Source organism: Clostridium sp. (genome assembly GCF_030532265.1).
In the GTDB taxonomy this organism is placed as follows: domain Bacteria; phylum Bacillota; class Clostridia; order Clostridiales; family Clostridiaceae; genus Clostridium.
Window position 1 is genome coordinate 1 of record NZ_JAUNLM010000047.1, and the last position, 16,681, is coordinate 16,681.

Consider the following 16,681-nt stretch of genomic DNA (forward strand, 5'->3'; position numbering starts at 1 on the left):
AAATCCTGCGGTGGTTAAACACCGTACCGGTTCGATTCCGGTCTTCGGCACCAAGGATCTAAGATTTTTCTTAGATCCTTTTTTTATTTTCAAAAGTATTTTGTGGTAAATTTTTATTTTATGTATAAAAATATATATTAAGAAATAACAAAAAAATATATATATTGACATTATATAAATATTGAGAAATTTAATATTAATCCTTTTAATTCTTTAGTTTGTTCATAGTTATTAGAAATTTATTAAAATATCGAAAAATAAGATTAAATATAGAAAGTTGAATTTATTAAAGAAAATTGTCTTACGAAAGTTTGAATGTATAACATAAAATGACATATATCGAAAAGATAAGTTGCTATAATTTAATTACAATTTTTGGTAATTAACGGAGGGGGATATATGCAATACGGACTAAGTGGGGGAAGAATAAAAGGATTAAGTAAAAAAAATAGTAAAAAAATAGAATTAGGGGAAGATTCCTTTATTTTATGTATCATATTTATAACATCTTTATTGTTGAGTAGAGTAACAATAATGTTTGGTGAAGGTGATATATCTGGAGTATCACCTTTTGGATTGGCTTTTTTAATAAGCATAATTATGACAAAAACACAAAATAAAATATTGTCATCAGCAACTGGAGCTATTATTGGGTATTTTACAGTTAATGCTACGTTAAGTGATGGATGGATATACTTGACAACAGTTTTAACTATTTTAGGATATACATTTTTAGTAAATAAATTTAAAAAGAATATTAGCGTGTTAAGTTTATTTTTATTAATATTTTTAAGTTATACAATATATAATTTAATGATAGTAAAATATGATTTTGGCGTTAGTGTAACTATCTCTATACTTAATACAGTTTTAATTGTTCCAGTATATTTTGTTGTAAAATACAGTTTAAGATGTATTGGAGAATATAACACAAATTATTTCTTTAATACAGAAGAAATAATAAGTATAGCAATAATAATATGCTTAATGGCTGCTGGAATAGGTGAAATTTCAATAGTAGGAGTTTCAATAAAAAATATAATATCATTAGCTATTGTAATTTCTATAGCTTATATTGGTGGGTCAGCTAATGGTGCAGCTATCGGTATAACTATGGGGGTAATACTTGGAATCACATCAGGAGATATGATTAGTGGTATAGGTATTTATGGCAGCGTTGGTTTAATTGTAGGTTTATTTAAGGATACTGGTAAAATATTTTCATTTTTATCATCAATGATAGTATTTTTAATTTTATCTTTATATTCCAAAGGGCTATATGTTCAAGGGATTTTTGAAATATTAATTGGAGGTTTTATATTCCTATTAATACCAAAGAAAATATTAAAAACTTTAGAACTTGAACTTTGTAAAGAAGTTAAAATTGATGCAATGCAAGAAGAACATTTAAATCAAATAAAAGATGAATTTACAAGAAAAGTTCAAGGATTTGAGAATACGTTAGGGGTTGTATCAAAATCATTAAGAAATATATCTGATAATGATAAGCTTTCATACAAAAATAGAAGTACGGCTTTAATTGAAAATTTAGCTGATAGAGTTTGTGAAAATTGTGAAAATTGTAATAGATGTTGGGATAGAGAGTTCACTCAAACATATAATGCTTTTCAATTATTATTAAAGGGAAGAGAAGAGGGAAGAGATTATTTTCCTATGGAATTAGAAAAGAAATGTATAAATAAGTATGATTTAATAAGGAATTCAGAAGATGTATTAAATATATTAAATGCAAATGAAATAACAAAAAGAAAATTATCAGAAGGTAGAATTCTTATATCAAATCATTTAAATAATATGTCAAACAATTTATATAATATGGTTGGAGATATAAAAAGAGATATAGATTGGTGTTTAGATGTTGAAAGAATTGTTAGGAGAGAGTTAAACAAAAACTCTATAAAATATAAAGAGGTTTTCTGTTTTAATGATAAGGGTGGAAAGGTTAACATAAAAATAAATATGGAAAAATGTTCAAGATGTGATTATTGCATAAAAAATGTTCTTCCAGTAGTAAATAAAGTAATGAAAAATCCTATGATGATAAGTGATGAAGGGTGTAGGATAAAACCAAATAACAAAGAATGTTCAATACTTTTAAAAGAAATGCCTAAGTATAAAATAAAATCTTATGCAGGAGTTAGAGTTAAAGAGGGAGAGCAGTATACTGGAGATACATGTACTTTTGGAAATTATCCAGGTGGAAAATATGTAACTATATTAAGTGATGGTATGGGATCAGGTCCAGAAGCAGGTAAAGAAAGTAAAATAACTGTTGATTTAGTTGAAAAGTTTATAGAAGAGGGTTTAGGGATAAATACAGCTTTAGAAACTGTAAACTCTATAATGAGTATGAAATTTGAGGAAGATGAAAAATTTGCTACATTAGATTTAAATACAATAGATTTGTATACAGGAAAAGCCCATTTTTATAAGGTTGGAGCTGCTGCAAGTTTTATAAAGAGAGGAAATAAAATAAATAAAATATCATCAAATATGCCACCTTTTGGTTTGGTTGATAAGATAGAAGTTGAAAGTGTTGAGGAAATGATTAATGGTGGGGATTTAATAATAACATTAAGTGATGGAGTTTTGGATGTAGATAAAGATGGTGTTGGAGATTCCAAATGGCTTGAGGATTATTTAATTAAAAATGATAGTGATCCAAAAGATCTTGCTATGGACATATTAGAATATTCAAGAGATATTAATGGTGGAAAAATAAAAGATGATATGACTATTATAGTTTCAAAGGTTTATTCAGTGTATTAATGAATATAAATTAAATATTCAATTTTATTAGGTTAGTTAAAAATATTTGGTTTATGTAAATTAGCTAAAGCTTAAGATAAATAAGTTTTTATGAATCTAGTATATTACAATAAAAAGCTGGCTTATTGTCAGCTTTTTTATTGTAAGTTTCATTAATTTTATAGATTTATATAGTTTAGTACATATAATTTTAATATTACAAAAAACATAATATAATGTATCATATAAATAAGACAAAATTACGATTTAGCAAAGTTTACGTAGGAAGTGATAATATGGTTAAAGATTTTATTAGATATATTGATGAAAATAATCTTATAAATAAAGGAGATAAGGTGTTAATAGGTTTATCTGGGGGACCGGATTCTATATGCTTATTACATTTATTAAATAGTGTAAAGAATAAATATGAATTAAAACTTGGAGCTGCTCATATAAATCATATGTTAAGAGGTGAAGAAGCAATAAAGGATGAACAATATTCAAAAAGTTTTTGTGAATCGTTAGGTATTGATTTTTATAGTATTAGATTAAATGTTGATAAGATAGCAAAAGATAGAGGGGTATCAACAGAAACTGCTGGAAGAGACTGTAGATATAATTTTTTTAACTCAATAAAGGATAAATATGGGTATACTAAGATAGCTACAGCACATAATGCAAATGATCAAGCTGAAACTATTATTATGAGAATAATGAGAGGAACAGGTCTTGAAGGTTTAGGAGGAATTCCGGTATTTAGAGATAATTTATATATAAGACCAATATTGTTTTTAGAGAGAGAGTATATAGAAAAATATTGTGAAGATAATAATTTAAATCCAAGAATAGATAGAACAAATTTAGAAAATATATATAGCAGAAACAAAATAAGGTTAGATATATTGCCTTATATGCAGAAAAATTTTAATAATGATGTTATAAAAGCTATTAATAGAATGAGTTTGCTGCTTCAAGATGATAATGAATTTATAGATAATGAAGCAGAAAAATCTTTTAATAAATATTGCGAAGTTAAAGATGATGAAATAATAATTTCTGAAGAATTATTTTTAGAAGAAAGGGCAATAATTACTAGGGTAATAAGAAAATCATTAACTAAACTTTCAAAGAGCGAATATGATTTTGAGTTAAAGCACATAAAAGAAGTTATAAATCTTGAAAGTATTGGAACACATAAAAGAATAGATTTACCTAACAATATCTTTGCTGAAAATATATATGGTAAAGTATATATAAGAAAAAAGGATAGATTAAATAAAATAGCTAATAAAATAGAAGACGAAATAATAAAAAAAGAAGACTTAAATAATTTTAAAATTAATTTTTTAGGGTGTCTAATTGAATTTGAAGTTAAAACTAAAGAAAAAAGTTTAAAATTTCAAAATAATGACTTAATTAAGTATTTTGATTATGATAAAATTAATAGGTATGTTACTATCAGAAAAAGGAAGAATGGAGATAGAATAATTCCTTTAGGTATGAATGGAAGTAAAAAAATTAAAGATATATTTATAGATATGAAAATACCTAAGGACTATAGAGACGAAATTCCGGTTATTCAGTTTGATGATGAAATTGCTTGGCTTGTAGGGCTTAAAACATCAAACACATTTAAGGTAACAAGTAATACAAAAAAAATTATTAAAATAGAGATTAAAAGAGAGGAATTATAAACATGAGAGAAGACGTTAAAGAAATATTATTTGATGAAAATCAATTAGCTGAAAAAGTTAAAGAGTTAGGTAGTAGAATTAGCAAGGATTACAAGGGTAAAGATTTACTTGTAGTTGGAGTTTTAAAAGGATCAGTTTTATTTGCTGCAGACCTTATAAAGAATATAACTATACCTTGTGAAATAGATTTTATGGCTGTTTCAAGTTATGGTAATTCAACAGAAACTTCAGGTGTTGTTAGAATATTAAAGGATTTAGACCATAGTATAGAAGGTAAGCATGTTCTTTTAGTTGAAGATATTGTAGATAGTGGAATAACATTAAGTTATCTTTTAAAATATTTAAAGGCTAGAAGAGCTGAAAGTATTGAAATAGTATCATTATTAAATAAACCAGAAAGAAGAACTGCTGATTTAGAAGTTAAATATATCGGCTTTGAAGTTCCAAATGAGTTTATAGTTGGATATGGAATAGACTATGCAGAGAAGTACAGAAATCTACCTTATATAGCTATATTAAAAGAGGAAGTATATAATAAATAGATTTGGATAAATTGTATAAAGAATACATCTATGTTAATATGTAAAAAATAATTAAAAAAGAGAGGGGGACCTTGAATGAAGAAATATTCAAGTGCAGCTGTATGGATTGTTGCATTAGCTGTTCTGATTTTTGCATCAGTAGCTATGTGGGAAACAGGAAGTAAAGCGGATACTATTTCATATAGTTCGTTCCAGCAGAAATGGAACTCAAATCAAATAACTAAGATATATGTTCGTGAAGATAATATGACTATTGAAGGTGTTTTAAATGATAATAAGAAATTTATAACATATGCACCTAAAGAATTAGTAAATAAATTGATAACTGACAGTCCTAAAGGGGATGTTAAAGTTGATTTTGAAAAACCATCAAACACAAGTGCTTGGCTATCAATAATACCTACAGTTTTAACTATAGTATTATTCTTAGTGTTGTTATTTGTTATGACTCAACAATCACAAGGTGGAGGTGGAGGAAGAGGTGTTATGAACTTTGGTAAAAACAGAGCTAAAGTTGCAACACCAGATTCTAAGAAAGTAACATTTAATGATGTTGCTGGAGCTGACGAAGAAAAACAAGAATTAGAAGAAATAGTTGATTTCTTAAAAGAGCCAACTAAATATACAGAAATGGGGGCTAGAATTCCAAAAGGAGTTCTTTTGGTTGGACCTCCTGGAACAGGTAAAACATTGCTTGCTAAAGCTATAGCTGGAGAAGCTGGAGTTCCGTTTTTCTCAATTTCAGGTTCTGATTTTGTAGAAATGTTTGTAGGTGTAGGTGCATCAAGGGTAAGAGATCTTTTCGCAGATGCTAAAAAGAATGCTCCTTGTATAGTATTTATAGATGAAATAGATGCTGTTGGTAGACAAAGGGGAGCAGGTCTTGGTGGAGGACATGATGAAAGAGAGCAAACTCTTAATCAGCTACTTGTTGAGATGGATGGTTTTGGTATGAATGAAGGAATCATAATGATTGCAGCTACTAATAGACCAGATATATTAGATCCTGCTCTTTTAAGACCAGGTAGATTTGATAGACAAATAGTAGTTGGAGCTCCTGATGTAAAAGGAAGAGAAGAAATACTTAAGGTTCATACTAGAAAAAAACCTTTAGCAGAAGATGTTAATCTTGATGTTTTAGCTAAGAGAACTCCTGGTTTTGCAGGAGCAGATTTAGAAAACCTTACTAATGAGGCAGCTTTACTTGCTGTTAGAAGAGGAGATAAGTCTATAACAATGCAGGATATGGAAGAGGCTATAACAAGAGTGATAGCTGGTCCTGAAAAGAAAAGTAGAGTTATTAGTGAAAAAGATAGAAAGCTTACTGCTTATCATGAAGCTGGTCACGCAGTAGTTATGAAATCTCTTAAATTCTCTGATCCAGTTCATGAAATAAGTATAATACCAAGAGGTAGAGCTGGTGGGTACACTATGCATTTACCTGATGAAGATAGAGCATATACATCAAAATTAAGATTGAAAGATGATATGGTTGGACTTCTTGGAGGTAGAGTAGCTGAAAAACTTATATTAGGTGATATAAGTACAGGAGCTAAAAATGATATAGATAGAACAAGTGCTATAGCTAGAAGTATGGTTATGGAATATGGTATGAGCGAAAAGCTTGGAACAATATCATATGGTGCAGATCAAAATGAAGTATTCTTAGGTAGAGATTTAGGAAGAGGAAGAAACTTTTCAGAAGAAATTGGTGCTGAAATTGATAAGGAAGTTAAAAGTCTTGTTGATGAAGCTTATAGAAGAGCTGAGAAAATTCTTAAAGATAATATAGCTAAGTTACATGCTGTAGCAGGAGCGTTACTTGAAAAAGAGAAATTAGAAAGAGAAGAATTTGAAAGAATTTTTGAAGAAGCATAAATTTAAATAAGTATAAAGAGAGTCTATTAAAGACTCTCTTTTATTTTCTGGGAAATAACAAAAATAATATGATAATCATTGCAATAACACGAATAATTTGATTTATTTTATAAAAATAATTCGAAAAAATCTTTGGTTATAATATTTTTGATGGCATACTTTAGAAAAGTAATGTATAATAAAATATATTTATTTAAAAATAACGAATATTATTTAATGGAAAAGAGGTTATGGTATTGAAAAGTGATATAAAAATAGCTCAAGAAGCTAAAATGGAACCAATAATAAAAATTGCTGAAAAATTAAATTTAAAAGATGATGATATAGAGTTATACGGAAAATATAAATGTAAAATATCATTAGATATTTTAAAAAATAATGAAAATAATAATAAAGGTAAGCTAGTACTTGTAACAGCAATAAATCCAACTCCTGCTGGAGAAGGAAAATCAACAGTAACTGTTGGACTTGGAGATGCTTTAAGTAGAATGGGAAAAAGAAGTGTTATAGCGTTAAGAGAACCTTCACTTGGACCTGTATTCGGAATTAAAGGTGGAGCAGCTGGTGGTGGATATGCACAAGTTGTTCCTATGGAAGATATAAATCTACATTTTACAGGTGATATGCATGCTATAACATCAGCTAATAATTTATTAGCTGCAGCTATAGATAATCATATACATCAAGGAAATGATTTGAGAATAGACTCAAGAAGAATATTATTTAAAAGAGTTATGGATATGAATGATAGAGCTCTTAGAAATATAGTAGTTGGAATGGGTGGAAAGGTAAATGGATTTTTAAGAGAAGATGGATTTATGATAACAGTAGCATCAGAAATAATGGCAATACTTTGTTTAGCTACTGATTTAAATGATCTTAAAGAAAGAATGGGTAATATATTAATTGCTTATAATTTAGATGGTGAGCCAGTTTACGCAAAAGAATTAAATATTCAAGGTGCTATGGCATTACTTATGAAAGATGCTATAAAGCCTAATCTAGTACAAACGTTAGAAAACACTCCAGCAATAATTCATGGAGGACCTTTTGCTAATATTGCACATGGATGTAACTCAATACTAGCAACTAAACTTGCTTTAAATTTAGGTGAGATAGTTATTACGGAAGCTGGATTTGGAGCTGATCTTGGAGCTGAAAAGTTCTTAGATATAAAATGTAGATATGGGAATTTAAATCCAGAGTGTGTTGTAATAGTAGCTACAATAAGAGCTTTAAAGCATCATGGAGATGTTGTTAAAGCTGAATTGAATACACCAAACGTTGAAGCTTTAAAACTTGGTATATCAAATTTAGAAAAGCAAATTGAAAATATAGAAAAATATAATGTTCCAGTTGTTGTTGCTATAAATAGATTTGTTACAGATAGTGATGAAGAAATTGAATTTATTAAAGATTTTTGTAAATCAAAAGGTGTGAGAGTTGCACTTTCAGATGTTTGGGCAAAAGGTGGAGAAGGTGGAACTGAATTAGCTTCAGAAGTTCTAGATGTATTAAATAGCAATGAAGCTGATTTTAAAGTTTTATATGATGAAAAGGATAGTATAGAAAATAAAATTTTAAAAATAGCTGAGGAAATATACGGAGCTAATCATGTTAATTATACGCCAGCAGCTAAAAAACAAATAGCAGAACTTGAGAAATTTAATTTAGATAAATTACCTATATGTATGGCTAAAACACAGTATTCATTATCAGATAATCCTAATTTACTTGGAAAACCAGAAAATTTTGATATAACTGTAAAAGAGGTTAGAGTGTCAAATGGAGCTGGATTCATTGTAGCATTAACAGGAGATATAATGACTATGCCTGGGCTTCCTAAAGTTCCTGCTGCAAATAAAATGGATATATTAGATAATGGAGAAATTATTGGATTATTCTAATAATCTGTTAAACTCTTGACAAATACTGCCGAATTGTTAAAATTATATTGTTAAAATTAAGTTAGTTTATTGTAATAAAAGCAGCTTTGATTATAGCTGCTTTTAACTATATTAAGGTGGTGCTTTTATGATTTTGCTTGTCGATGTAGGGAATACTAACATAGTGTTAGGGGTAAACAAAGATGATAGCTATATAGCAAGTTGGAGAATATCAACAGATGCAAAGAAAACTTCTGATGAATATAGTATTCAAGTAATGCAGTTATTCTCACAAAGTGGTTTAAATCCAAAGGAAGTTAAAGGTATAATAATATCATCGGTTGTGCCTAATATAATGCATTCCTTAGAAAATATGATAAGAAAATGTTTTTGTAAAGAGCCTATTATTGTAGGTCCTGGAATAAAAACAGGAATAAATATAAAATATGATAATCCTAAAGAAGTTGGAGCAGATAGAATAGTAAATGCTGTTGCAGCTTTTGAATTATATAAAAAACCAAATATAGTAATTGATTTTGGTACAGCAACAACATTTTGTGCAATAACAGAAAAGGGTGATTATTTAGGGGGATGTATTGTTCCGGGGATAGGTATATCATCAGATGCATTATTTGAAAGAGCGGCAAAGCTACCAAGAATAGAGCTAGAAGTACCAAAAAATATTATATGTAAAAATACTACTGTAAGTATGCAGGCTGGTATTTTATATGGATATATTGGGCAAGTTGAATATATAGTAAATAAAATGAAAAAAGAAATGAGAAATAAATGTTCAGAAGAACCGATAGTTATAGCTACTGGAGGTTTAGCTAATTTAATAGCAAAAGAAACAGATGTTATAGATATAGTTGACGGAGAATTAACACTAGAAGGATTAAGATTAATATACAATAAAAATAAGGAGTAGTACTCGTATGAAAATAGGAAATCTAGAATTTAAGAATAATGTATTTCTAGCACCTATGGCAGGAGTAACTGATATTGCGTTTAGAGGACTTTGTAAAGAACAAGGATGCGGATTAGTATATACGGAAATGGTTAGTGCAAAAGCACTTTTTTATGGGAGTGAAAATACTAATAAGCTTTTAAGGATAGCAGATGAAGAGAGACCGGTTGCTGTTCAAATATTTGGTCATGAACCAGATATTATGGCAAAGATGGTTGAGGAGCATTTTAATAAGAGAGAAGATATTTGTATAATAGATATAAATATGGGGTGTCCAGCACCTAAGATAGTTAAAAATGGTGATGGTTCAGCTCTTATGAAAAATCCAGAGTTAGCTGCTGAAATAGTTAGAAAAGTAAAAAGTGTTTCTAACAAACCTGTAACTGTTAAATTTAGAAAAGGCTTTGATGAAGATAATATAAATGCAGTTGAATTTGCGCTTGCTTTAGAGAAGGCAGGAGCTGATGCTATTGCTATACATGGTAGAACTAGAAAGCAGATGTATGAAGGTAAAGCTGATTGGAATATAATTAAAGAAGTTAAAGAGCGTGTAAATATACCTGTTATAGGAAATGGTGATGTATTTACACCAGAAGATGCATTAGATATGAAAAGACTTACTAATTGCGATGGTATTATGATTGCAAGAGGAAGTATGGGTAATCCGTGGTTATTTAAACAAATTGAAAGGGTTTTAAATGGAGAGGAACCTATAGAAATAAGTCCTGAAGATAAAATCAATATGTGCATTAGACATTATGAGCTTGCTATAAAGTATGATGGTGAGCATAAAGCTATAAGAGAAATGAGAAAACATGCATCATGGTATATAAAAGGATTACCTAAATGTACTGAGATAAGAAATGTAATGAATACATTAAATGATAGCAAAGAAGTAATGAAACTTTTAGTTGATTATAAAAATGAATTAAAGCATTTAAAATTAAGATAAAATATTAACTTTTGAATAAAGTTTTTGCTTTATTCAAAAGTTGTATTATTTTTAAACATAAAAACAATTAATTAATACTATATATGAATAAAGTATATATGTATTTGGATATATAATATATAGTATGTAATTGTTTAAAGACACTAGATTTGTTGACATATTATATGCCCTGCTTTATAATATTTTAAATGAATTTCAATATTTGTAGGGCTCTAATAGTTTGAAAATATTATAGTAAAATATAGACCGATTTAGGTTATTAAAGGGGAGTTAAATATGAGTGAAAAGAAGAAATTTGTAATGACTTACGAAGGCGTAAAGAAACTTGAAAACGAACTAGAATACTTAAAAACAGTTAAAAGAAAAGAAATAACTGAAAAGATAAAAGTAGCATTAGGATACGGAGATTTAAGTGAAAACTCAGAATATGATGAAGCTAAAAATGAGCAAGCTTTTACAGAAGGAAGAATACTTCAATTAGAAAATATGCTTAAGAATGCTGAAGTTGTAGATGAATCAGAAATACCATCAGATGTTGTTTCAGTTGGTGCTAAGGTTAAAGTTAAAGATTATGAATTTGACGAAGAAGTTGAATATACAATAGTAGGTTCAGCAGAAGCAGATCCAATGGAATTTAAAATATCAAATGAGTCACCAGTTGGAGCTGGACTTATTGGTAAAAAAGTTGGAGATATCGTTGAAATAACAGTACCTGATGGAGTTAATAAATATGAAGTCTTAGAGATAAGTAGACAATAACGGAGGGATAATTAATGTCAACTGAGGAAATTAATGTACAAGAATTAGAAGCTCAGTTAAGTGAACAAGAGGCACTTAGAAGAGAAAAACTAGCTGAATTACAAGCAGCTGGAAAAGATCCATTTGATGTATATAAAGTGGAAAGAACTCATAGTTCAGAAGAAGTTAAATCAAACTTTGAAGAATTAGAAGGTCAAGTTGTAACTGTAGCAGGAAGAATAATGTCAAAGAGAGGACAAGGGAAAGTTGTATTCTCAGATATCCATGATAGAGACGGAAAAATCCAATTATTCATAAAGATTGATGCAGTTGGAGAGGAAAACTTAAAAGCATATAAGAGTTTTGACTTAGGTGACTGGGTTGCAGCAACAGGAGAAGTATTTAAAACTAAAACTGGTGAAGTTTCAGTTAAAGTTACAGATTTTGAATTAACTTGTAAATCATTAAAGCCACTTCCAGAAAAATTCCACGGATTAAAAGATCCTGATTTAAGATATAGACAAAGAGAAGTGGATATAATAACTAATCCAGAAGTAAAAGATACTTTCATAAAGAGATCAAAAATAATAAAAGCTATAAGAGAATTTTTAGATGAAAAAGGATTCTTAGAAGTTGATACACCAATACTTTCACCAATAGCTGGTGGTGCAGCTGCTAGACCATTTATAACTCACCACAATGCATTAGATATAGATATGTATTTAAGAATTGCTACAGAGTTATACTTAAAGAGATTAATAGTAGCAGGATTTGAAAAAGTTTATGAAATGGGTAAAAACTTCAGAAATGAAGGAGTTTCAGTAAGACATAATCCAGAGTTTACTGCTATAGAATTATATCAAGCATATGCTGATTATAATGATATGATGGAAATTATGGAAAATATGATTGCTTATGTATGTGAAAAAGTAAATGGAACAACTAAAGTAATGTACGAAGGAACAGAAATAGACTTTAAGCCACCATGGAGAAGAATTACTATGGTTGATGCTGTTAAAGAATATGCAGGAGTTGACTTTAATGAAATAAAATCAGATGAAGAAGCTCAAGCAATAGCTAAAGAAAAACATTTAGAATTCCCTAAACCACTTGATAAGGTAACTAAGGGAGAAGTTCTTAATATGTTATTCGAAGAATACGGTGAATCAAACTTAATTCAACCAACATTCTTAATTGATTATCCAGTAGAAATATCACCTCTTACTAAGAAAAAGAGAGGAAATGAAGAATTTACTGAAAGATTTGAAGGATTTGTATATGGAAGAGAAGTATGTAATGCATATTCAGAACTTAATGATCCAATAGTTCAAAGACAAAGATTTGAACAACAAGCTAAGGAAAGAGAATACGGAGATGATGAAGCATACATGTTAGATGAAGAATTCATGAGTGCTTTAGAAACAGGTATGCCTCCAACAGGTGGACTTGGAATTGGTATTGATAGAATGATAATGTTCTTAACTAATTCATCATCAATAAGAGACGTTATTCTATTCCCAACAATGAAACCAGCAAAATAATTGCATATATTAAGGATATCTCATTAGAGGTATCCTTTTTTGTATGTAATATTATTTAAAATAAAAAGCTCTTTTAAACATAATATAGTTTTATTAAAATAAATTAATTTAAATATAAAATAAAAAAGTTTTAAAAAATAGTTGCATTTTATATAAAAGATGATATAATATCAAATGTAGCAAATATTCCGCGATAGCTCAACGGTGGAGCACTCGGCTGTTAACCGATAGGTTGGAGGTTCGAATCCTCTTCGCGGAGCCACTTTTAAAATAATATTCCACGGTAGCTCAATGGTGGAGCACTCGGCTGTTAACCGATAGGCTGGAGGTTCGAGTCCTCTCCGTGGAGCCATTTTAAAAATATTCCGCAGTAGCTCAATGGTGGAGCACTCGGCTGTTAACCGATAGGTTGGAGGTTCGAATCCTCTCTGCGGAGCCATTTTTAATTTAGAATTTATGCAGTGATTTTAATCACTGCTTTTTTTATTAAATCAAGCTATATACCTTGACATATAAAAACCTTTTGGTAAAATAAATTTATGATTTAAAATTTAATAGATGCGTTGATAAAGAAGAGTAAATTTATATTTATTTAAAGAGAGATGATGGTAGGTGCAAATCATTAATAGATTAAATTGAAGGGAACTTTTGAGCATTTTAATTAGAAAGTTGGGCTTTAGCCAAGAAGGGTGGAACCGCGGAAAGTTTTTCGTCCCTTTATTGTGCTTAAGGCTTTTTTTATTATAAAAATTTTTGGAGGGATTAACAATGGCAGTAGAAAAAACTATGGAAAAAATAGTTGCACTATGTAAAAATAGAGGATTTATATTCCCAGGTTCAGATATATACGGTGGACTTGCAAACTCATGGGATTACGGTCCTTTAGGAGTAGAATTTAAAAATAACGTAAAAAAAGCATGGTGGAAGAAATTTGTTCAAGAAAGCCCATATAATGTAGGAGTTGATTGTGCTATCTTAATGAATAAAGAAGTTTGGGTAGCTTCAGGTCACTTAGGTGGATTCTCAGATCCATTAATGGATTGTAAAGAATGTAAATCAAGATTTAGAGCTGATAAATTAGTTGAGGATCATATGACTGAGAGTGGAGTAGAAGTTGCTTCAGCAGATGGTATGTCAAATGAACAATTAAAAGCATACATAGAAGAACATAATATAGTATGTCCTAAATGTGGAAAGATGAACTATACTGAAATAAGACAATTCAACTTAATGTTTAAGACTTTCCAAGGAGTAACTGAAGATGCTAAAAATGAAATATACTTAAGACCAGAAACAGCTCAAGGTATATTTGTAAACTTTAAACAAGTTCAAAGAAGTTCAAGAAAGAAAGTGCCATTTGGTATAGCTCAAATAGGTAAATCATTTAGAAATGAAATTACACCAGGTAACTTTACATTTAGAACAAGAGAATTTGAACAAATGGAATTAGAATTCTTCTGTAAGCCAGGAACAGACTTAGAGTGGTTTGGATACTGGAGAGATTATTGTTGGAATTTCCTATTAAATTTAGGGATGAATAAAGAGTGTTTAAGATTAAGAGATCACGAAGCTGAAGAATTATCATTCTATTCAAAAGCAACATCAGATATAGAATACTTATTCCCATTTGGTTGGGGTGAACTTTGGGGAATAGCTGATAGAACAGACTATGACTTAAAGAAACATGAAGAACATTCAGGTCAAGATATGAGCTACTTAGACCCTTCAAATAATGAAAGATATGTTCCATATTGTATAGAACCATCATTAGGAGCTGATAGAGTTGCTTTAGCATTTTTAGTTGATGCTTATGATGAAGAAGATTTATCAACAGAAACAAAGCAAGATTCAAGAGTTGTAATGCACCTTCATCCAGCACTTGCACCATTTAAGGCGGCTATATTACCTTTATCAAAGAAATTATCAGATAAAGCTCTAGAAGTTTATGGTGAGTTAGCAAAGAAATTCAATATAGATTTTGATGAAACAGGAAGTATTGGTAAGAGATACAGAAGACAAGATGAAATTGGTACTCCATTCTGTATAACAGTAGACTTTGATACATTAGAAGATGGAGCAGTAACTGTTAGAGATAGAGATTCAATGGAACAAGAAAGAATAAAAATAGAAGATTTAGAAGCTTATATAGCAAAGAGTTTAGAATTTTAATTATATAATTTTAAATAAATAAAGGGAGCATTTTTAAAATGCTCCTTTTATTTTTATATATAAATGTTTAAAAATAATTATTATGAAAATAATATTATAAATTGTAGTTTAAATTTTAAAATTATAATATTATTAATATATAAATATACAATATTTTATTGGTTTTGGGAGGTATAAATATGGCTGAGATATTAAATAAGAGAGTGTTTAATTTTTATGGAGAGATACAAGCGCCGGAAGAGTTGAATAAGTTTATAAATAATAATGAAAAAACTTTATTTGCAATAAAGACATTTAGAGATGCCGCAATAATTACTGATAAAAAGATATTGATATGTGATAAGCAAGGATTAACAGGCAAGAAAGTAGAGTATTTTGTAATACCCTATAGCAAAATAGTTACTTATTCTATTGAGACATCAGGAAGATTCGATTTAGATTCTGAAATTAAATTAACTTTGTCTGGAGGGCTTGAAATAGAACTTCAATTTTTAAAGGACAAAAATATGAATGACTTATTATTTAAAGTTTTTAAAGTAATAGATGAATATGTAATAAAATAAAAGGTACTATCTTTAAGTACCTTTTTTATTTCTTTAAATAATAGATATTTAATAAAAAATAAAATAAAATTATTTAGATTTATTTAAATTAGTATATATGATATTTTACAGTAGTTAAAAATAATAATATATAGTGTTATAATTAAAAGCAAATGGGACAAAATTAAAGACGACTCATAATATAAGTTGAGGGCAAGGAAGACTTGGAGGCAAAGTATGAGAAAAGATTTTAAAGAATTTAAAGATTTTATAAGAGATAAGAAAGTAGCTGTAGTAGGTATAGGGGTTAGTAACATTCCTCTTATAAATTTTTTGGTTAAATTAGATGCAAAAGTAACAGCTTTTGATATAAAAACTGAAGATAAGCTTGGCATGATAGCTGAAGAATTTAAAAATAAAGGTGTAAAACTTTCACTTGGAGAAAATTATTTAGACAATTTAAGTGGATTTGATGTTGTATTCAAAACTCCTTCTATGAGAATTGATTGTGATGCTTTGGTTAGAGCTAAAGAAGAAGGGGCATACATAACATCAGAGATGGAAGAGTTCGTTAGATATTGTAAAGGAAAAATTTATGGAGTAACAGGTAGTGACGGAAAAACAACAACAACAACTATAATATCAAAATTATTAGAAAAGCAAGGATATAAAACTTGGGTTGGAGGAAATATAGGTACACCTCTTTTTTCTCAAATAGAAGATATAAAAAAAGATGATATGGTAGTTTTAGAGTTATCAAGTTTTCAACTTATGACTATGGATTTACCTATAGATGTAGCTATATGTACAAATTTAGCACCTAATCATTTAGATATGCATAAAGACATGCAAGAATATATAGATGCAAAGAAAAATATATTTTTATATGGAGAAAAGGATGGAGTATTAGTTGTAAATAGAGAAAATGAAATAACATATTCATTCGAAAAAGAAGCTAAAGGTGAAGTTAGAGAGTTTAGCTCAAAAAGAATATTAAAAA

Annotated in this window: 12 protein-coding genes, 3 tRNA genes and 1 other annotated feature; all 15 genes read left to right on the forward strand. The window is 28.8% G+C overall.

Annotated elements, in window-relative coordinates; genetic code table 11:
* The first annotated feature begins 399 nt into the window (after positions 1-399).
* The gene (spoIIE, locus tag Q4E08_RS09475) at positions 400-2,790 is read left to right on the forward strand and encodes a stage II sporulation protein E (protein WP_303130499.1); all 2,391 of its coding nucleotides are present in this window, start codon (positions 400-402) and stop codon (positions 2,788-2,790) included.
* A gap of 275 nt (positions 2,791-3,065) precedes the next feature.
* Positions 3,066-4,466 (forward strand): tRNA lysidine(34) synthetase TilS, encoded by a 1,401-nt coding sequence (gene tilS / locus Q4E08_RS09480; protein WP_303130500.1) that lies wholly within the window; start codon positions 3,066-3,068, stop codon positions 4,464-4,466.
* Between the two features lie 2 nt (positions 4,467-4,468).
* Positions 4,469-5,008 (forward strand): hypoxanthine phosphoribosyltransferase, encoded by a 540-nt coding sequence (gene hpt, locus Q4E08_RS09485; RefSeq protein ID WP_303130501.1) that lies wholly within the window; start codon positions 4,469-4,471, stop codon positions 5,006-5,008.
* A 75-nt stretch (positions 5,009-5,083) separates the two neighbouring features.
* The gene (ftsH, locus tag Q4E08_RS09490) at positions 5,084-6,886 is read left to right on the forward strand and encodes an ATP-dependent zinc metalloprotease FtsH (RefSeq protein ID WP_303130503.1); all 1,803 of its coding nucleotides are present in this window, start codon (positions 5,084-5,086) and stop codon (positions 6,884-6,886) included.
* Between the two features lie 236 nt (positions 6,887-7,122).
* A complete protein-coding gene (locus Q4E08_RS09495) occupies positions 7,123-8,793 on the forward strand; it encodes a formate--tetrahydrofolate ligase (RefSeq protein ID WP_303130505.1) in 1,671 nt (556 codons plus the stop codon).
* Between the two features lie 127 nt (positions 8,794-8,920).
* Positions 8,921-9,700: a type III pantothenate kinase gene (locus Q4E08_RS09500; protein WP_303130506.1), complete on the forward strand. Its 780-nt coding sequence runs from the start codon at positions 8,921-8,923 to the stop codon at positions 9,698-9,700.
* 7 nt (positions 9,701-9,707) lie between these two features.
* The gene (gene dusB / locus Q4E08_RS09505) at positions 9,708-10,691 is read left to right on the forward strand and encodes a tRNA dihydrouridine synthase DusB (protein ID WP_303130507.1); all 984 of its coding nucleotides are present in this window, start codon (positions 9,708-9,710) and stop codon (positions 10,689-10,691) included.
* 276 nt (positions 10,692-10,967) lie between these two features.
* The gene (gene greA / locus Q4E08_RS09510) at positions 10,968-11,450 is read left to right on the forward strand and encodes a transcription elongation factor GreA (RefSeq protein ID WP_303130508.1); all 483 of its coding nucleotides are present in this window, start codon (positions 10,968-10,970) and stop codon (positions 11,448-11,450) included.
* A 14-nt stretch (positions 11,451-11,464) separates the two neighbouring features.
* Complete coding sequence (lysS, locus tag Q4E08_RS09515) at positions 11,465-12,970, forward strand: lysine--tRNA ligase (protein WP_303130510.1); 1,506 nt, start codon at positions 11,465-11,467, stop codon at positions 12,968-12,970.
* Positions 12,971-13,157: 187 nt separating this feature from the next.
* Positions 13,158-13,232, forward strand: a tRNA-Asn gene (locus Q4E08_RS09520).
* 15 nt (positions 13,233-13,247) lie between these two features.
* Positions 13,248-13,322: transfer RNA gene (locus tag Q4E08_RS09525), tRNA-Asn, on the forward strand.
* Positions 13,323-13,334: 12 nt separating this feature from the next.
* Positions 13,335-13,409 (forward strand) — tRNA-Asn (locus tag Q4E08_RS09530).
* Positions 13,410-13,524: 115 nt separating this feature from the next.
* Positions 13,525-13,690: a binding site (T-box leader), on the forward strand.
* A 48-nt stretch (positions 13,691-13,738) separates the two neighbouring features.
* Positions 13,739-15,139: a glycine--tRNA ligase gene (locus tag Q4E08_RS09535; RefSeq protein WP_303130512.1), complete on the forward strand. Its 1,401-nt coding sequence runs from the start codon at positions 13,739-13,741 to the stop codon at positions 15,137-15,139.
* Between the two features lie 179 nt (positions 15,140-15,318).
* Positions 15,319-15,702: a PH domain-containing protein gene (locus Q4E08_RS09540; RefSeq protein WP_303130514.1), complete on the forward strand. Its 384-nt coding sequence runs from the start codon at positions 15,319-15,321 to the stop codon at positions 15,700-15,702.
* Between the two features lie 216 nt (positions 15,703-15,918).
* On the forward strand, positions 15,919-16,681 hold a 763-nt coding region (locus Q4E08_RS09545), incomplete at its 3' end, for a Mur ligase family protein (protein ID WP_303130516.1).